15 protein-coding genes are annotated in these 17935 nt (G+C 57.3%); 2 read left to right on the top strand and 13 right to left on the bottom strand.

The genetic code is table 11. From position 1 onward, the window contains the following. Nucleotides 1–44 precede the first annotated feature (44 nt). Both mdoH and LJN55_RS08110 read right to left on the bottom strand, forming a co-directional pair. The gene (gene mdoH, locus LJN55_RS08115) at nucleotides 45–2603 is read right to left on the bottom strand and encodes a glucans biosynthesis glucosyltransferase MdoH (RefSeq protein ID WP_133840934.1); all 2559 of its coding nucleotides are present in this window, start codon (nucleotides 2601–2603) and stop codon (nucleotides 45–47) included. After that, the gene (locus LJN55_RS08110) at nucleotides 2596–4131 is read right to left on the bottom strand and encodes a glucan biosynthesis protein G (protein ID WP_171149442.1); all 1536 of its coding nucleotides are present in this window, start codon (nucleotides 4129–4131) and stop codon (nucleotides 2596–2598) included. The genes mdoH and LJN55_RS08110 overlap by 8 nt, the downstream gene beginning before the upstream one ends. A 269-nt stretch (nucleotides 4132–4400) precedes the next feature. Here LJN55_RS08110 and mdoC point away from each other — a divergent pair, with 269 nt between their 5' ends. Next, nucleotides 4401–5528, top strand: a complete 1128-nt coding sequence (gene mdoC, locus LJN55_RS08105; protein WP_133840936.1) for a glucans biosynthesis protein MdoC — start codon at nucleotides 4401–4403, stop codon at nucleotides 5526–5528. Nucleotides 5529–5560: 32 nt separating this feature from the next. Here the strand turns inward: mdoC and LJN55_RS08100 are convergent, their stop codons facing one another. After that, entirely contained in the window at nucleotides 5561–7030 is a 1470-nt protein-coding gene (locus LJN55_RS08100; protein WP_133842082.1) for a phospholipase D family protein, read from the bottom strand. A gap of 131 nt (nucleotides 7031–7161) precedes the next feature. Between LJN55_RS08100 and LJN55_RS08095 the strand changes: the two genes are divergently transcribed. Then, on the top strand, nucleotides 7162–8313 hold the full coding sequence (locus LJN55_RS08095) for a beta-glucosidase (RefSeq protein WP_159337097.1): 1152 nt from the start codon (nucleotides 7162–7164) through the stop codon (nucleotides 8311–8313). On the opposite strand, the gene LJN55_RS08090 is transcribed toward LJN55_RS08095, so the two are convergent. The 10 genes from LJN55_RS08090 to LJN55_RS08045 form a co-directional block, all read right to left on the bottom strand. Then, a complete protein-coding gene (locus tag LJN55_RS08090; protein ID WP_162900974.1) occupies nucleotides 8294–8434 on the bottom strand; it encodes a hypothetical protein in 141 nt (46 codons plus the stop codon). The genes LJN55_RS08095 and LJN55_RS08090 overlap by 20 nt on opposite strands. A 367-nt stretch (nucleotides 8435–8801) precedes the next feature. Then, nucleotides 8802–10028: a beta-ketoacyl-ACP synthase gene (locus tag LJN55_RS08085; protein ID WP_133840938.1), complete on the bottom strand. Its 1227-nt coding sequence runs from the start codon at nucleotides 10026–10028 to the stop codon at nucleotides 8802–8804. Then, the gene (locus LJN55_RS08080) at nucleotides 10028–10759 is read right to left on the bottom strand and encodes a 3-ketoacyl-ACP reductase FabG2 (protein WP_227535988.1); all 732 of its coding nucleotides are present in this window, start codon (nucleotides 10757–10759) and stop codon (nucleotides 10028–10030) included. The genes LJN55_RS08085 and LJN55_RS08080 overlap by 1 nt, the downstream gene beginning before the upstream one ends. Next, nucleotides 10756–11232: an ApeP family dehydratase gene (locus LJN55_RS08075; RefSeq protein ID WP_159337099.1), complete on the bottom strand. Its 477-nt coding sequence runs from the start codon at nucleotides 11230–11232 to the stop codon at nucleotides 10756–10758. The genes LJN55_RS08080 and LJN55_RS08075 overlap by 4 nt, the downstream gene beginning before the upstream one ends. After that, nucleotides 11232–12383: a beta-ketoacyl-[acyl-carrier-protein] synthase family protein gene (locus LJN55_RS08070; RefSeq protein WP_227536361.1), complete on the bottom strand. Its 1152-nt coding sequence runs from the start codon at nucleotides 12381–12383 to the stop codon at nucleotides 11232–11234. The genes LJN55_RS08075 and LJN55_RS08070 overlap by 1 nt, the downstream gene beginning before the upstream one ends. Further along, nucleotides 12383–12949: a DUF3261 domain-containing protein gene (locus LJN55_RS08065; RefSeq protein ID WP_227535987.1), complete on the bottom strand. Its 567-nt coding sequence runs from the start codon at nucleotides 12947–12949 to the stop codon at nucleotides 12383–12385. The genes LJN55_RS08070 and LJN55_RS08065 overlap by 1 nt, the downstream gene beginning before the upstream one ends. Further along, on the bottom strand, nucleotides 12946–15264 hold the full coding sequence (locus tag LJN55_RS08060) for an MMPL family transporter (RefSeq protein WP_227535986.1): 2319 nt from the start codon (nucleotides 15262–15264) through the stop codon (nucleotides 12946–12948). Before LJN55_RS08060 ends, LJN55_RS08065 begins: the two co-directional genes overlap by 4 nt. Further along, on the bottom strand, nucleotides 15236–15841 hold the full coding sequence (locus tag LJN55_RS08055; RefSeq protein ID WP_133840943.1) for an outer membrane lipoprotein carrier protein LolA: 606 nt from the start codon (nucleotides 15839–15841) through the stop codon (nucleotides 15236–15238). The genes LJN55_RS08060 and LJN55_RS08055 overlap by 29 nt, the downstream gene beginning before the upstream one ends. Next, nucleotides 15838–16260, bottom strand: a complete 423-nt coding sequence (locus tag LJN55_RS08050; RefSeq protein ID WP_133840944.1) for an acyl-CoA thioesterase — start codon at nucleotides 16258–16260, stop codon at nucleotides 15838–15840. Before LJN55_RS08050 ends, LJN55_RS08055 begins: the two co-directional genes overlap by 4 nt. Continuing rightward, nucleotides 16254–17909 (bottom strand): glycosyltransferase family 2 protein, encoded by a 1656-nt coding sequence (locus LJN55_RS08045; protein ID WP_407647800.1) that lies wholly within the window; start codon nucleotides 17907–17909, stop codon nucleotides 16254–16256. The genes LJN55_RS08050 and LJN55_RS08045 overlap by 7 nt, the downstream gene beginning before the upstream one ends. Nucleotides 17910–17935 lie beyond the last annotated feature (26 nt).

Here is a 17935-nt window from a genome sequence, read left to right as displayed (position 1 = left end):
GGTTAAGGATTCACCGAAATCAGCTCACCCGATAAACGTTAATGTTACTTCGCGTTATTCAGCGCCAGTGGATTCAGTTTCAACGTATGGTAATGATCTAACCAGTCGTGATACTTATCGGCGTGCTGCCACAGGCGGTAATGCATGCGTGACAGCGTGACCGGGTCGCTTAACAACGCCAGGCGCTGATCGCGGTCCAGCTTCGCTGGCGATTCACTGAGCGCCTGCTCAATACGACGGTCACGGGCGAAGTCGAGGATATCGCTCTTCAGGTGACGCGAGGTCGCCATGGCGCTGGCCAGCGCGTTAAACGAGGGATGGAACATGGCGTGCATAAAGCCATTATCCAGCTCACGTTCGCGGTTCAGCTCGACGTAACGATCTGTATCCACCAGCTCCTGCGGCGGGCTGAACTCTTCCGGTATCAGGAACAGTTTACCGCGCTTCGATGCCTGACCGAGCGTACGACGGCTGGACCATACCGAAACAAACGGAGACAGGATCAGCGAGAAGACAATCGGCGACAGCCACCAGAGGAAGTTAAGATCCAGCCAGCCCATACCGCCCGCCCAGACCAGGCCAAGCAGCATCTGCGAACCGTGGCGCTTAAAGGCTTCACTCCATGGCGTAGCATCATCGTCACGCTGCGGTGAGTTCCACACCACTTCCCAACCGAGGAAGGCACTGACCACAAACACCGTATGGAACAGCATGCGCACCGGTGCCAGCAGCACGGAGAACAGCATTTCCAGGAACAGGGAAGCCAGTACGCGCAGCGCACCGCCATAAGGTTTCGCGCCCTTGAACCACACCAGCACAATACTCAGCAACTTCGGCAGGAACAGCAGCACCAGCGTGGTGGAGAACAGCGCTATCGCCAGTTCCGGACGCCACTGCGGCCACACCGGGAACAGCTGGCGCGGTTGCAGGAAGTACTGCGGCTCCATCAGCGTATGCACCACCTGAAGAGCGGTGGAGAGCGCCAGGAACATAAACCACAGCGGTGCTGACAGATAAGACATCACGCCCGTCAGGAACACAGCACGGTGAACCGGGTGCATCCCTTTCACCAGGAACAGACGGAAGTTCATCAGGTTACCGTGGCACCAGCGACGGTCACGCTTCAGTTCATCCAGCAGGTTTGGCGGCAGTTCTTCATAAGAACCCGGCAGATCGTAAGCGATCCACACCCCCCAGCCTGCACGGCGCATCAGGGCCGCTTCCACGAAGTCATGGGACAGGATGGAACCGGCAAACGAGCCCTCGCCCGGCAATGGCGCCAGCGCACAGTGTTCGATAAACGGCTTCACGCGGATAATCGCGTTATGGCCCCAGTAGTGCGACTCACCCAACTGCCAGAAGTGCAGACCGGCGGTAAACAGCGGACCGTAAACGCGGGTCGCAAACTGCTGACAACGCGCATACAGTGTATCCATACCCGATGCTTTTGGTGATGACTGGATGATGCCCGCTTTCGGGTTCGCTTCCATCATGCGCACCAGACCGTTCAGACAGTCACCGCTCATCACGCTGTCGGCATCCAGTACGACCATGTAGCTGTACTGGCTGCCCCAACGGCGGCAGAAGTCATCGATATTACCGGATTTGCGTTTCACGCGACGGCGACGGCGGCGATAGAAAATACGCCCTTCCCCACCGACATCACGTACCAGCTCCATCCAGGCCTTCTGTTCAGCCATGGCGATATCCGGGTTGTAACTGTCGCTGAGGATATACACATCGTAGTTCGCCTGCTCACCGGTACGCACCACGGATTCCCAGGTAGCACGCAGACCAGCAAACACGCGCCCGACATCTTCATTACAGATGGGCATGATCAGCGCGGTGCGGTGTTCCGGGTTAATCGGTTCGTCGCCGTTGGTCAGATACGAAATACTGTATTTGTCCTTGCCGATCATCAGTTGCAGGAACCCCATCAGTGCCGTCCAGAACCCCGCAGATACCCAGAGGAACAGGATGGCAAACAGGAACAGGATCCCGGTCTGCAACACATAAGGCAGGATCTGCAACACCGACTGCTGCCAGTTCTGGTTGATCATCTCCATAGGATCGATCAGCGCCCAGCCCTGGTAAGGCAGAATGGTTTTCATATACCAGGTGGCCACCACCGTCTGGAAGACGGAGAGAAACAGCAGGATATAACGACGAATAGAGCCAACATGGCGCCATTTGTCTTCATTTTTCTGCTCTTCGCGGCTGTCGTAACGCGGTGTGCTTTTACGCCCACGCAGGGAATCCCATGCACGCGCCACCGGGTTGGTCCGCCACTCTTCCGGATACATAGAAGAACGGGTGTGTTTCGGCATCGCTTTCAGCGTGGTGCGATCCAGCGCGTCTTTGTCAAACTGACGACCGCCATCAACAGAGTCAGGCCAGCTCATCTCGACACGCGCTTTTACCGATTCCTGCGGAGCATCATCGGGGCGCGTTTCGACCGGGCCGTCTTCGGCCAGCTGATAGTGCAACTGGCTGAAGGTATCGGACGGTTGTTCTGGCAACGCATCACGCAGCGCCCCTTTCCGCTCCGGGGAAAGGGGCAGCGCATCGATATATTCGTTGGGTATTACGGTAGACTTATTCATTGGCAGGCAACTGATTGCTCCAGGTTTCCGTCAGCGTTTTGTCACCGTTAACCAGTGCAGCACGCATCTCGGTCGGCTGTTTATTGTCTTTAACACGAACACGCAGCACCAGACGCCAGCCTTTGGTGACCGGGTTATAGCGCACGCTGTTTTCTACCAGCTCACCATTATTACCGATGCTCACCTGCGGCGTGACCGGGGTGTTTTCCGGCAGCTTGCTCATGTCCGGGCCAACAAAGTCGACGATAAACGCCACTGTGCCGTCTGGCTGACGCACCAGATTAGACTGTTTCACATCACCCAGAGAACGCAGCGTGCTTTTCACATAGGCGGTATCCGGCGTATGCAGCTGGCTTTCGTCACGTGTAAAGTGCAGGCGATAGGCAAACTTCATCTCTTTGCCTGGCTCTGGCAGACTTTCCGGGGTCCAGAATGCCACGATGTTGTCATTAGTTTCATCGCTGGTTGGGATTTCGACCAGCTCAACGCGGCCTTTACCCCAGTCACCCTTAGGCTCGATCCAGCCGCTTGGGCGCAGATCGTAGCGGTCATCCAGATCCTGATACTTATCGAAATCACGGCCACGTTGCAGCAGACCGAAACCACGTGGGTTTTCCACGGTGAAGGTGCTGACGGCCAGGTGTTTCGGATTATTCAGCGGACGCCAGATCCATTCACCGTTGCCGGCATGGATCGACAGGCCGTTGGAATCATGCAGCGCCGGACGGTAGTTAGCCACAGGAGACGGCTGGTTCGCACCGAACAGATACATGCTGGTTAACGGAGCCACGCCCAGTTTGCCCACTTTGTCACGCAGGTAGACTTTTGACTGCACATCAACGGTGCTGTCTTTACCCGGGGTGATCAGGAAACGATAGGCGCCGGTCGCACGCGGCGAATCCAGCAGCGCATAGATCACCAGATGTTTATCCTGCGGCTTCGGACGCTCAATCCAGAACTGTTTGAAGCGCGGGAACTCTTCACCGGACGGCAATGCCGTATCGATGGCCAGACCACGGGCAGACAGACCATATACCTGGCCCTGACCAATCACGCGGAAGTAGCTGGCCCCCAGGAAGCTGGAAATCTCGTCTTTCTTATCTTTACTGTTCAGCGGGTACAGCACTTTAAAACCGGCAAAACCGAGGTTTTTCACGGTATCCGGATCGTGCTTCACATTGCCGAAATTGAAATATTCCGGAGAGTATTTGATCTCGCGAACGCTGTTAGCCGTCACTTCATTGAGGCGTACCGGCGTATCGAAGTACATACCCTGATGGTAAAACTCAAGTTTGAAAGGGGTCTTCAACTTGTTCCAATAGGCTTTTTCATGATTGAACTGGATCTGCTGATAGTCGGCATACTTCATATCACGCAGCTGTGACGGTAGATTACTTTTCGGCGCTTCAAAGCCTTTACCGGCTAACTCTTTCGCCTGTTTTGCCACATCGTCAATGTTGAAAGCCCAACTGGTGTTGGCATACATTGAAAGCAAAACTGCCGCGCCAACCCAGCGCAATTTCATCAGTTTTGGTTTATTGTTCATTTTAGTCCGCACATCCCCCCCTTTCGGGTGCTTAAATCAATGGATCCATCTTAAAGGATAATTCAGCATTCCGACAGCCTGAGCCCGTTTTTGTTCCACTATTCCGAGTGGCTAATAGCCCGATTCTCAAGCGTTTAGCGGAAACAGATTCGGCTGATAGTATACGCGGGTTTGCTCTATTAAAGTAAGCGGTAAGCTTTAGACTGGTTCAGGGTGAACCGGGTGATTAACTTGTTGAATACTGGACATATATGACTAAAAAAACACCACAACGAGAATACTTTTTGGATTCGATTCGCGCCTGGCTGATGTTATTAGGGGTGCCTTTTCATGTCTCATTGATTTATTCCACACAAAACTGGTCGGTCAACAGTGTCGCGCCCTCCGAATGGCTGACGCTGTTGAATGACTTCATCCATGCGTTTCGCATGCAGGTGTTCTTTGTTATTTCAGGCTATTTTTCCTATATGCTGTTCCTGCGCTACACCCCATCAGACTGGCTGAAGGTGCGTGTGGAGCGGGTTGGTATCCCGATGCTGACCGCCATCCCCCTGATTACGCTGCCGCAGTTTTTTATGCTGAAAGAGTGGACCAGTAAGATCGGTGACTGGAGCAGTAAGACCCTGTATGAGAAATATAATACGTTGGTTTGGGATCTGATTTCCCATCTGTGGTTCCTGCTGGTCCTGATCGTTCTGACCGTGGCAGGCTTCTGGCTGTTCCGTTTTCTGCGCGATGGCGCACGTGAGAAAACAGACTATTCCGAACTCACCTGGACCCGTTTAACCTGTTTTATTCTGCTTTGCAGCCTGGCCTGGGGTGCATTTCGTCGTCTGATGTTTATTTTTGCACCACAGATCCTGAGCGATGCGCTGTTTAATATGGCGGTGATGCAAACACTGATGTTCCTGCCTTTCTTTATACTGGGTGCCATGGCATGGAAATATCCGGCGATTAAGGCCCTGTTTGTTCGTCCGGTTCCCTGGACCTTTGTGGGATCGGCGCTGGCTTTTGCCGCCTATGTGGCCAATCAGACCTGGAGTAAAGGGGAAGGCTGGCTGTATGAGATTGATGCGGTGGTCTCGATGCTCATGGGCCTGTGGATGGTCAACGTGGTGTTTACCTTCGGTCATCGCCTGCTGAACTCCCACTCTCCACGCGTAACGTATCTGGTGAACGCCTCGCTGTTTATCTACCTGGTCCACCATCCATTAACCATTCTCTATGGCATTCTGTTTGTGAAGCAGATCGACAGCAACACCCTCGGATTCTTCGCCGGTCTGGTGTTTGTGTTTGGCATCGCCTTCCTGCTGTATGAGATTCATCTGCGCATTCCACTGCTGCGCTTCTTGTTCTCCGGGAAGCCACAGCGCCAGTAATGGCAGGGGGCGACCGGAAATAGGGTCGCCCCTTACAGTAACCATTCGATTGGCAGACGCCATACCAGGCGCACCAGCAGACGCTGCATCAGCCGGGTGCGCGGTTCATGCTTATGCACCACTTCATTGGCCCCTTCTCCCGGATACTCCACCCAGTTAACCCGCCCCCATTTATCCAGACGTAGCGTCCAGGCGCGGTCGCGCATACTGCTGATAAATCGCTCGTGAATGCGCGTTGCCAGCGCATCATTTTCAATCACCAGCCCCATTTCGGTATTCAGCACGGCAGAGCGCGGGTCAAAGTTAAACGAACCGATAAATACCGTCTGGTTATCCACGCTGAAGGTTTTTGCATGCAAGCTGGACCCCGAGTTCCCCGTCAGACCACGATCGTGGCTGGGCTCGCGTGTTCCGCTGTTCGGCTTAAGCTCGTACAGACGAATACCGTGACGCAGCAGCTTTTTACGCCATTTTGCATAGCCCGCGTGCACAATCGACACGTCGTTGGCCGCCAGCGAATTCGTGAGGATAGAGATTTTTACCCCTTTGCGCACCAGGGCCAGCAGTTGCGCCACGCCAGTACGTGTTGGCACAAAATAGGCAGAAATGATGTCGAGCTGCTGCTGCGGTTTACCAATCACCTCCAGCAGACGTTGTGGCAGCAGCGTGCTGGTTCTGGCCCGTCCCAGCCCTTTACGCGGGTCGTCGCTTAACAGACGCGTTTTCGCCCAGGTAAAAGGCAGCTTGCGATTGTCTAACTGGGTCACGAACGTTGACTCATCCACCTGACGTAGATAGCGCGCCACCTGTGGGCTGTCGCGCCAGGCCTCCGGCAATGATACCGCCGACGTCTCGCCCTCTTCCTCTTCAACCACGCGGTGCAGCGGTGCCACGGGCCGGCTCTGCCAGTAGCGGTCAAAGTCCTGCGCCACTTCATCCACCACCGGGCCCACGGCCAGCACATCCAGATCGGAAAACAGCGGTTCATCACCCACGCCAAAATATTCATCACCGATGTTACGCCCCCCCACGATGGTGGCTTGATTATCAACGGTGAAACTTTTGTTGTGCATCCGTCGGTTCAGGCGGGCAAAGTCCGTCAGGTAACCCAGCGCCCTCAGCGTGCGGAAGGTAAACGGGTTAAACAGGCGCACTTCGATCAGCGGGTGACGGTTCAGTTCGCTCAGGGTCCGGTCCAGTCCCTGAGTGTTATTGTCGTCCAGCAGCAGACGCACTTTCACGCCGCGCTGGGCTGCCGCCAGCAGTGCGCTGAACAACAGCCTGCCCGACAGGTCGTTCTGCCAGATGTAATACTGAATATCCAGCGTATTTTCCGCCAGGGTGATCAACTGATAGCGCGCGGCAAAGGCATCCAGCCCTTCGGCCAGTGGATAGACCCCGCTGTACAGGGGATGCTGTGCGACCAGTGGCGTAATCGCCTGCGCCAGGCGTGTCGCGTCAGCCGGGCTGACTGCCTGCAATGGGTGAAGCGTGTCGGTCATCAGCAATCCTTGTGCGGTAATACGGTTATTCATCCGGTTAACTCCGGCCTGGCCCACAGTCTGTTCAGGCCTGCAAACATATAGTCTAGACTTAGCCCATCGCCTGCGTTTTATTCCCTCAGGAGAACATTATGCATGATGGACATTACCCGCCCGGTCTGTTTTCCAGCTTCTACCAGGGGAGCTTCGCCTGCTCCACTGCCTGCCGGACACCGGGCAAGCGCGCCGACCTGATGATCAGCAGCGGACATGACACGCTGCTGGAGAAAGATTATGCGCTGTTAGCCAGCCATCAGATCCTGACGGCACGCGATGGCGCCCGTTGGTATTTAATTGAATCGCAACCCGGAGAATATCACTGGGACAGTTTTTTGCCGCAGCTAAAAGCGGCGGAAAAGTACGGTATTGAAATGATCTGGGAGCTGGCCCACTTTGGCTGGCCGGACGGGCTGGATATCTGGCAGCCTGAATTCGTTGATCGTTTCAGCGCCTTTGCCCGCGCCCTCGCCCGCCTGATGCGTGAAGAAGGTCATACCCGCCCGTTTATTACCCCCATGAATCAGATTTCATTCTGGTCATGGGCCGGTGCGGAAATCGCCTGGTTTAACCCTTTTGTTACCGGGCGTGGTCGCGAACTGAAACGACAACTCGCTCGCGCCAGCATAGCGGCAATGCATGCCATGCGTGAAGAACTACCTGGGGTGCGCTTTGTGCTCACCGATCCACTGGTCAACGTTGCGGCATCCGGATATTCCACCGCCGCCCGCTTACAGGCGCAGCAACAGCATCAGGCGCAATATGAAGTCTGGGACTGGCTGGCAGGGCGAAGCGAACCGGAACTGGGGGGATCGGAAGATCTGCTGGATATTATGGGCCTGACCTGGTACCCGGACAATCAGTGGTTCCATAACGGCGACCCGCTGGAACCGCACCACCCGGACTACCGGCCGTTAAATGTGTTGTTACAGGAAGTGTGGCAACGCTATCAACGCCCCCTGCTGATCGCCGAAACCGGTGCAGAAGCAGGCCAGTCTCAGACGTGGCTTAACCTCGTCAGTCAGGAATGCGATTTGGCACTGAAAGCGGGCGTACAGCTGGAGGGCATTTCACTCTATCCCGTTGTCGACTACCCGGCATGGGATGATGACCGTCGCTTACCTGCCGGATTATTTGGTCTACCCGATGCGAATGGCAATCGCACCATCAATGAATCCATGGCGCTGATGCTACGCAGTCAGCAGATAAAACATCAGCAGGAGCCGATCAGGACATCCACAACGTAATGCCGAGGACAAAGATAATCAGCGTAAAAGAGGTGACAGCGAGGACCACAATGGCAAACTGCGCATCATCTAACGGTACACGAGGTTCTTTTTCAGATTCAGGTTTGGAACTGTTTTTCATGTTCAGCCACAGCGTACCGGCAAACAATCCTGTTGGGGTGCCGGTAAAAAATGAAAGACGTCCCTTTCACCTAAAAAATAAGCAACACTAACGAAAGTACAGTATTCCACGAGGGTTTATAGCACCAAAAAGTGTCAATCATTCTCAAATAATCGCGCAGGATAATAGCACAACTCCCAGTCTGATTAACGTAATAAATTGATTCATCACTGCTAAAAAAGGAATAAGATAGACTCTTTTCTTCTGAAATCAGGCAGGTGCAGTGATTCCTCGACTGAACAGTCAGACAAAATGATTATCAACCTTAACTAATATTTCCAGACAAAAATAACAAGAAGGGCGTTGCAGTTGCAACGCCTTAGCAGGGTCAGGACCAGCGACGGAAGATCAGAGAGGTGTTGATGCCACCAAAGGCAAAGTTGTTGGACTGAATGTAGTCCGTCTGTATCGCACGGGGTTGCTGCATGATGTAGTCCAGCGCGGCACAATCCTCAGCGGGTTGAGTGAGGTTTAATGTAGGGGCGAACCAGCCTTCACGCATCATCTCAATGCTCATCCAGGCTTCCAGCGCGCCACAGGCACCCAGCGTATGGCCAAAATAACTTTTCAGCGATGAAACCGGCGTACGGTCGCCAAAGACCGCCGCCGTGGCATGACTTTCCGCCACATCGCCACGGTCGGTCGCGGTGCCGTGAGCGCTGATATAACCAATATCGTCGGCTGTCAGCCCTGCCGAGCGCAATGCCCGCTCAATGCAGATTTGCATGGTTTCACGCTGTGGCTGGGTAATATGCGCAGCATCGCAGTTGGTATAGAAACCGACGATCTCCGCATAAATCTTCGCACCGCGTGCTTCAGCGTGTTCCAGATCTTCCAGCACCAGCGTCCCGGCCCCTTCGCCAATCACCAGACCATCACGTTGGGTATCAAACGGTGAAGGCGTGCTTTGTGGGCGGTCGTTGCGCTGACTGGTGGCAAACAGCGTGTCAAACACCGCCGCCTCTGAAGGGCATAACTCCTCTGCCCCACCTGCGACCATCACCGTCTGATAGCCGTGGCGGATCGCTTCCCATGCATAACCGATGGCCTGGCTGCCGGAGGTGCAGGCGCTGGAGGTCGGGATCACCCGGCCTCGCAGGCCAAAGAACAGTCCGGCATTCACCGCTGTGGTGTGCGGCATCATCTGCACATAGGTGGTGCCGGTAATGTTGTTGGTGTGCTTTTCCGTCAGCATGGTAGCAAATTCACTGACCGGGCCGGTGCTGCCGGTTGAGGAACCGTAAGCAATACCGGTATCGCCATTGGTCAGCACCGGGTGCCCCAGCAGCCCGGCCTGCTCCAGCGCCAGTTCGGTAGCACGGGTCGCCATCAGTGAGACGCGCCCCATGGAACGGATACGTTTACGGGTGTAATGCTCCGGTAGCGTAAAATCATCTACGGGTGCCGCTAACAGGGTATTCAGGCCGTCATAAATCTGCCATTCCGGCATCTTACGGACCGCATTGGTGCCCGCGCGCAAACGCTCAGACACCGCCTGCCAGTTTTCACCAAAGGCGGTCACGCCCCCCATTCCTGTTACCACAACACGGCGCATCAGAGCATCCCCCCGTTAATCGAAATGACCTGACGGGTGACATATCCCGCGATATCAGACATCAGATAGCTGGCCAGCCCGGCCACTTCCTCTGCGGCACCCATGCGTTTCATCGGGATCATCTTCAGCGCCTCATCCACCGCCACCGGTTCCATCTGGATCATTCCCGTATCAATCAGACCCGGAGCAATGCAATTAACGGTGATTTTGCGTTTCGCCAGCTCAATCGCCAGCGCCTTGGTCGCACCGATAATACCCGCTTTGGCCGCACTGTAATTCACCTGTCCGCGATTACCCATCATGCCGGAAACCGACGAGAGGGTAATAATGCGCCCGCCTTTGCGCAGTCCGATCATCGGCATCACACAAGGCTGGATCACGTTATAAAAACTGTCGAGGTTAGTGTGGATCACCTTGTCCCAGTCGTCATCGCTCAGCGCAGGAAATGCACCGTCGCGAGTAATACCGGCATTGCTGACCACGCCATAATAAGCGCCATGTTGCTCGATATCCGCTTCAAGACGGGTGCGGCACATCTCGCGGTCGGCAATATCAAAGCCCAGCACGCGGCCCATGCCTCCGGCCGTTTCTATCTGGTGCAGCGTATCCCGTGCGCCCTGCTCATCGCTGTGAAAATGAACTATCACGGTAAATCCATCGGCGGCCAGGCGCAGCGCAATCGCACGACCGATACCTTTGCTAGCTCCGGTGACTAAAACAGAACGCGTCATTCCTGAATATCCTGTTGCATAAGTTGTTGAAGTTCCAGGTCATCTGGCTGATAGGTATTCAGTCGGCCATGAGCCCAGGTGTCGCCATCAATGGTGATAACGCCGTCGAAACTGCCTATTTTTTCATCGCACATCAGCAGGCTGACGCGAATATCCAGCACGCTGTCGGCGGGGAAAATCGCCTGCTGGCAGCGGTAGCCGCGCCCGCCCAGTAGCATCCCGGGACGCGGGGGGCATTGATGCTGCTGGCGGCCATGCCAGCCTGACCAGACACCTATCGTCTGGGCAATAATTTCAATGCCGAACCAGGCAGGCAATGCCCCCTGCGGGTTGAGAAAGGGTGCCAGCACACTGTCAGCACTGACCCGTACACGGCAATGGGCCTCTTCGTCACTGACATTCAGCACCTGCTCTACCAGCACCATCGGTGAGGCATGCGGCAGGTAATACGCGGCGGGTTGATACTCTGACATCACAGCGTTCCTAAAATCAGGCAGGCATTATTGCCGCCAAAAGCAAAAGAGTTACTCATGATCACCGGGCGTTCCAGCGGCTCGGGCGCCGTCAGCAGACCGCAATCTGGCAGGCCGCTGTCCGGGGTGCTGGCGCTGAAATCTTGCGGCGGCAGTGACAGGTGGCGTGTGAGGATAAGCCAGCACAGCGCCGCCTCAACAATGCCTGCGGCACCGAGCGTATGTCCGGTTAAGTGCTTGGTGGAGCTACAGGGTACCTGGTCGCCAAACAGCGCACTGACCACGCCCGCTTCAATCTGATCATTTAACCGCGTTGCCGTACCGTGCAGGTTGATATACCCCACCTGCTCCGGGGCCAGACCCGCCTGTTGCAGCGCCATAGTAATCGCGCGTTTGGCCCCTTCCCCTTCAGGATGGGGTGCCGACATATGCCAGGCGTCCGAGGACTCACCATAACCCAGAATCGCTACGGGCTGCGGTTCGCGGGTCAGCAGCATCAGCGCCGCCCCTTCGCCAATCGTGATGCCATCACGCTGCTGGCTGAACGGCACGCAGCGTTGCGCTGATAACGACTCAAGGCTGTCAAAACCGTTGAGTGGCATACGACTGAGCGTATCGGCCCCGCCGACAATCGCCACATCCGCCAGTCCGGCGTCAATCAATCGCTGCCCGCTGATCAGCGCCCGCGCGCTGGAAGAACAGGCCGTCGACAGCGTGTAGGCCGGGCCGCTCAGTTGCAGATAGTCCGCCAGAAAACGCGAGGGATCGCCAAGCTCCTGCTGAAAATAGTGATAATTCTCGCTGTCACCGCTGATAAAACGATCGCCCTCATCCAGGCCAGACGTGCTGGTGCCGAGCACCACCGCCACGCGGTCTGCACCAAAATGCGCGATCGCCGACTGCACTTCCGTTTCAATTTGTGCCAGCGCCGCCAGTAGCAGCTGGTTATTCCGGCTGTTATGCGCCGCCAGCCGGGCCGGAACCGCGGGTAATTCCGCATCCACCCGCCCGGTCCAGCAGGGTTTATCGCCGATCAACCATCCGCTGTCGGCACGCATCCCCGGTGCCACGCCGCGCACAAGGTTATCGGCGATGTCATCGGACGTTGCACCCAGCGCATTGAGCATACCCACCGCAGAAATAAACATCATCATCCGTCCAGATTCTGAATCAAGATATGGTAGCCAAAAGCAAACTGCTGAACACTGATCGGCATCCGCTGTGTCCCGCGTTGCAGGTAGCGGATCTCCGTGATCAGTTTGCCCCCGTCATCACGCAACTGCCGGCGGTCGCCCTGGTCTGCCAGCGTCCAGCCCGCCGGCAGGCGCGGAAGCCACACGGAAACAGGCCAGTGACTGAGCATAATATCAGCCAGCACCTGGCTGGCTGGCGGCATCTCCGGCAGAACCAGCGCCTGTTCGGCGTGAATGCCGCTGGCATCATACGTTACCCGAAACAGGCGGATGCCGAGTGATGACAACCCGGCCAGCGTCAGCTGCTGACCATCGGCACTCAGCAACACCAGCAGCGACTGCTGTTTGCCCTTGAAACTCCCGGTCAGCAGCTGTTGCTGACTGAATGCCGGATCAATGGCCGGCGGCGGTAACGTCACGCGTACGCCCGGTTTAAGCCAGGCCTGCGGCCGGGTGTCATCCGGTTTTCCGGCACAGCCCGTGAGCAGCAACGCGGCGCAGAACAGCGCCAGAAGGCTTTTCATTTTTTTCTCCGTTTCGCCGGCAGTGCCAGCGGGGACAGTAAGAACGCGGTAAAGATGCCGCTGCACAGCACAATGCCGAAACTGCTGATCGCCTGGGTACTGCTGAACACCAGCATCCCCAGCGTCAGCAACGTGGTCGCCATCGCCAGCAACACCGCCAGCAGAGAGGTTATCGGCGTCCCACGCGGATTGCTGAAGAACAGGGTGTAATTAATCCCAATGCCCAGCACCAGTACCAGCGCAAGCAGCGAAAACAGGTTAAGCGAATGGCCGGACAACGCCAGCGCCGCCAGTCCACCGCCCAGTGACAGTACGGAAGGGATCACCGTCAGCAGCCCCTGACGCCAGCCAAGGCGCAGCACATTGCTCAGCGCAATCGCCACCAGCGCGGCTGCCAGCAGCCAGCCCAGCAGGGTGCGGTAAAAGGCAAACAGCGTATCGAAGGTCTGTTTACGGTCAATCCAGCTGACGCCCGGCAGGCTGTCAGCCAGTTGCGCCAGTGCGGCACGATTGCTCACGCCGCTCAACGGCACCAGTACACCACTGCGCCCGTCAGGCAGCGTCAGCCACAGCAGGCGCCAGCCTTCGCTGTTCTGACTGTTAAGCCAGGCTTCCGGCGTCAGCGGCTGCGCGCTGAGATCGGGGGCATTCACCGTCACCCCGGCCTCGTGCAAACGGGCGATCACCGTCGGAGCCGCCTGCTGCAGCCTCTGTAAATCCTGCTGCTGCTGCGCCAGGGAGGAGAGCGGCAACAGACGGTAACTGTTGAGCCATTGCTGACGGCGCGCATCGCCCAGTTTCGGGGACAGCGCCTCCAGACGTTGCAAGGTCTGCTGCGGGTTATCGCCGGAAACCGCCATCCAGGTCTGATCGGCACTCTGACCGGTGAGCGCAGTGACCTGCCGCTCCACGGCCAGCAAATGCGCGGGCAGCGCCTGGAGCTGGGAAATATCATCATCAACGCGCAGCTGGCTGATCCCGCCCAGCGAAAGTAGTGCCACCAGCAGCGGCAGACCGATACGCAGGCGGTTGTTGCGCCGCCACGCCGCCAGCCAGCGCCCCATCAGCGCCATCAGCGGCACCGGGCGCACAGGCAACCCTTTCACCAGCAGCGGATACCAGCAGATCACCGTCAGGCAGGATGCCGTCAGGCCAACGGCAGCGAACACCGCCAACTGGCGAATCCCCGGGAAGGGTGCCACCACCATAATCAGCCAGGCAATGGCGGTGGTGCCCAGCGCCAGCAGCAACGCACGCATCACCTTATGCAGGCTCTCCTGCGGGGTCATATCTGCCCCGTGAACCATGCGCTCCGTGAGGTAATAGAGGGTGTAATCGGCCGAAATCCCGACAATGCTCAGGCTCATCACCAGCGTCATCAGGTGCAGCTCACCGAAGCAGAGGAGCGTGATCACCGTCCCTGCCAGTGCACCAATCCCTACGGAGAGCGCGCAAAGCAGCAGCGGTCGCGGTGAACGAAACACCGAGAAAACCAGCAGCAGCACACCAACAATGGTGGCCACCCCAAGGGTGGAGACATCATGCCGCGCCTGCTGGCTGGCATAATCACTGAACCAGACGGTACCGCGTGACAGCAGTTGTGCATTCGGGTACTGCTGTCGCAGTTGCTGCTCGATATCCTGAAGCTGGCCAACAATGGCGTGGCTTTGCTGCATATCGAACGAGCTGCTGGCCAGTTCGCCATGAATAAAGTACCAGCGCTGCCCCTGCTTATCGCGGGTGGTCAGCCAGCCGTTGCTCAGCCCGAGCTGGCTGGCATTTTGTTGCATCATTAGCTGTGCGCCACGCACCAGCATCAACGGATCGTGATTCAGTTCCTGCCCGCTCACCCCGGCAAACGCGGAATAGAGCTGTGCCAGCACCCAGTCGGCCTGGGCGGCTCCGCCGTTTTCCAGCCGTGCGCGCGTGGCGGCATCAATCATGCTGTTTCGGTGCTGAAAAGCAAATTGTCCCCAGGCCTGCTGTTGCTGTGCGTCCAGCGGCCCTTTCACCTGCTTCAGTCCTTCAAGCTGTTGCAGCTTCGTCAGCAACGTCTGTGCCACGGCCGGGTTATCCTGCTTCCCGGCGCTGACCAGCCACACCATCTGGCGGTCAAGACGCTGCATAAAGCCCTGTTCCAGGTCGGCTGGCATCGCCCCCATCGACTGAGCAGGCAGCAGCGCCAGCACGCTACTGTTAATACGCGCCTGCGGCAGCAATGCCGCCAGCCCGGCCAACAGCAGCAGGCAGACGATCAGCCAGGCAACGGCAATCTGACGCGGTCGGTTAGAAAACAAAATGCTGCTGCTCTTCATCAGTCAGGTGAGTCGGCGTCAGGCGCTGATTGCTCAGGGTTATATCCGTACGATCGCCCTGTCGGTCATTCAACTGAATGCTGTCGAGATACGCAGCACCCTGTAAGGTGATGTTGTTAAACAGTTTATCCAGCGGCGAGGTGGTTGGCGTCAGCACCAGGCGCCAGCGGTCCTGCCCGAGATCGTGAAAATCCAGCGCAAAGTTCTGCTCCAGGACTTGACGGTCTGCCTGAAACAGGGCGCGCAGCAGATGGTTGAACTGGAACATCTGCGGATTGCTGTCGGCAGTGACAATTTCAGGCGGCTGGCCATTCATCACCTGGACCATGCGTTTTTCATCCAGCACCAGCGTCAGCGGGAAAGGCTTCGACTGCTGCCACCACAGCCCTTTATCTTGGGCTATCAGCAGTTGGCCACTGGATTTCAGGGGTTGCGCCATGCCTTTGATGGTACGCAGCTGGCTGAAGTCAGCCCGCACCACCGGCTGGCTGGCAAAGCGCTGTTGCAATGCGTCCAGCGTGACGGCCTGCACGCTAAGGCTGGTGAGCATCAGCAAGGTGAAAAGCATTTTGATCATAGCGTGACTCCCAGACGATCAAACAGGATCTGCGGCGAGACAAAGCTGATGCCCGTATCCCCTTCGGCCACCGCAACCTGAATGGTGTAACCGGTGGTCGTACGCTGGCCGCTCTCTGCATCAAAAATCTGATAAGCGATACGCAGGCGATTCTCCACTTCTTCAATGGTGGCACGCACGCGGATACGCTGCTCAAACGTCAGGGTGCCGCGATATTTTACCCGGGTATCCACCACGGGCCAGACGTACCCCGAGGCCTTCATCTCGCGGTAGCCATAATTAAACTTGCCCAGCAGCGCTTCGCGGGCAATTTCGAAATAACGGAAATAGTTGCCGTGCCAGACCACGCCCATCGCATCCACATCGTGGAACGGAACGGTCAGCTCAACCTCAACAGAGAAACGCGCATCGTTTAACACCGGTAATCCTTCTCTTCATGTTCGGTCGGGGGAGCTTCCGGCAGTTGCCAGAAGTCGAAAAAGTTAAACCAGTCGAGTGGCGACAGCAGCGCATGATATTCAAGCCGCTGTGCATAACGATCGACGGCCTGCTGTAAGGCCTGCTGCCGTGTCGCACGCGGCAGTTCCAGCGGATCGGCGAACGGCTCGCAGTGCAGACGCAGCGTGCTGCCCTGACGCAGGGCAAACATCAGCATCACCGGGCAACGTAGCGCCGCCGCCAGCACAAAAGGCCCCTGCGGGAAGGGGGCCGGTTTGCCAAGAAACTCGCTCCATATCACACGACGACTGCCGCCGCGCTGGCGGTTGACCGCCGTACGGTCACCGACAATCGCCACCCATTCTCCGGCATCGAGCTTCTGCCGCAGCATGATGGCGGTTTCCGGGCCGATATGACTCACCGGGATCACATTAACACTGGCTTGTGGGGCAATCTCGTCCAGGACCTGTTTGAAGCGCTGCGCGTGGTCGGTAAACACAAGCGCGTTGATCACCAGCCCACTCACCTGCTGTGCCAGTGCACGGCAGGCCTCAATATCGCCCAGATGCGAGGCCAGGATCAGTCGCCCGCCCGGCGGGCCGTGGTTGATAATCACCCCGGCACCGGGGGCGAAATCAATGTCTTTACCCCAGCGCAGATCGCCGCGCCAGCTGGCAATTTTGTCCATCATGGCATCGCCAAAACGCAGGAAGTGGCGGAAGCTGCTCAGCGGTTTGGGCAATGTCAGCTGCTGCGACTGTGCGTAATCACGGACGGCATTCAGCCACTGCACGGAGGCGCGCCGTTGTTCGCCGCCGGTGAGCCAGTACACGGCGGTCACTGGCCAGAGCAACAACGTAAACGCGCGGCGGCCAAAGCACCGATACACGGTGAGCATAAAGCGTATGCCCCACAGCCCGCTGCGTTCCGGGGTAGCAGACCAGTGTCGTGCGGTTTTTCTGCGCCAGAGTAATGAAGGTATACGCGGCAGCATGCCGAAGAACAGCTGGGTGTGCATCCAGGAGATACGCAGGTTATCGCGCAGCGCATCAAAGTGTGACAGCCCGTCCTGCGGGTAGGTTACGCGGGTGGCAACGAAGTACGAAGGCGTGCCCGCCCAGTAGAGGCGCACCATAATTTCCGTATCAAAATCCATACGCTGACCGATAGCACGGCGCTGTGCCAGCGCCAGCGTCGGGGCCAGCGGATACACACGGAATCCGCACATGCTGTCTTTCAGGGAAAAGGACAGGGTTTCCACCCAGACCCAGAAATGGGTGATATAGCGGCCATAGAGGCGCGCCCGAGGCACCGAGTCGTCATACTGCGGCTGGCCTGAGATCAGCGCTTCCGGCGCAGCACGCGCTGCATCCAGCAGGCGCGGGCAGTCTTCGATCTGATGTTGCCCGTCAGCGTCCACCTGCACCGCATGCGTAAAGCCCTGACGGGCCATCTCCGTGAGTCCGGCCAGTACCGCCACGCCTTTGCCCTGATTGGTCGTCAGGCGGTGGAGCTGCACGTCCGGCCCCACCAGCGCATCGAGCTGAACGGCGGTGGCGGCATCACTGCCATCATCGACAATCAGCACTGGTAACGTAAACGGAGCCAGACGGGCCAATACCGAGGCCATCATCATGCCGTGGTTATAGCAGGGGA

Source organism: Erwinia rhapontici, assembly GCF_020683125.1.
GTDB classification, from domain to species: Bacteria; Pseudomonadota; Gammaproteobacteria; order Enterobacterales; family Enterobacteriaceae; genus Erwinia; species Erwinia rhapontici.
This window is presented reverse-complemented; position numbering and strand designations above follow the sequence as displayed.

What these genes read in the sequence shown, in the direction of transcription:
- mdoH (WP_133840934.1), bottom strand. Translation starts at nt 2,603, where the DNA reads ATGAATAAGTCTACCGTAATACCCAACGAATATATCGATGCGCTGCCC.
- mdoC (WP_133840936.1), top strand. Translation starts at nt 4,401, where the DNA reads ATGACTAAAAAAACACCACAACGAGAATACTTTTTGGATTCGATTCGC.
- LJN55_RS08100 (WP_133842082.1), bottom strand. Translation starts at nt 7,030, where the DNA reads ATGACCGACACGCTTCACCCATTGCAGGCAGTCAGCCCGGCTGACGCG.
- LJN55_RS08095 (WP_159337097.1), top strand. Translation starts at nt 7,162, where the DNA reads ATGCATGATGGACATTACCCGCCCGGTCTGTTTTCCAGCTTCTACCAG.
- LJN55_RS08090 (WP_162900974.1), bottom strand. Translation starts at nt 8,434, where the DNA reads ATGAAAAACAGTTCCAAACCTGAATCTGAAAAAGAACCTCGTGTACCG.
- LJN55_RS08085 (WP_133840938.1), bottom strand. Translation starts at nt 10,028, where the DNA reads ATGCGCCGTGTTGTGGTAACAGGAATGGGGGGCGTGACCGCCTTTGGT.
- LJN55_RS08080 (WP_227535988.1), bottom strand. Translation starts at nt 10,759, where the DNA reads ATGACGCGTTCTGTTTTAGTCACCGGAGCTAGCAAAGGTATCGGTCGT.
- LJN55_RS08075 (WP_159337099.1), bottom strand. Translation starts at nt 11,232, where the DNA reads ATGTCAGAGTATCAACCCGCCGCGTATTACCTGCCGCATGCCTCACCG.
- LJN55_RS08070 (WP_227536361.1), bottom strand. Translation starts at nt 12,383, where the DNA reads ATGATGTTTATTTCTGCGGTGGGTATGCTCAATGCGCTGGGTGCAACG.
- LJN55_RS08065 (WP_227535987.1), bottom strand. Translation starts at nt 12,949, where the DNA reads ATGAAAAGCCTTCTGGCGCTGTTCTGCGCCGCGTTGCTGCTCACGGGC.
- LJN55_RS08060 (WP_227535986.1), bottom strand. Translation starts at nt 15,264, where the DNA reads ATGAAGAGCAGCAGCATTTTGTTTTCTAACCGACCGCGTCAGATTGCC.
- LJN55_RS08055 (WP_133840943.1), bottom strand. Translation starts at nt 15,841, where the DNA reads ATGATCAAAATGCTTTTCACCTTGCTGATGCTCACCAGCCTTAGCGTG.
- LJN55_RS08045 (WP_407647800.1), bottom strand. Translation starts at nt 17,909, where the DNA reads ATGGCCTCGGTATTGGCCCGTCTGGCTCCGTTTACGTTACCAGTGCTG.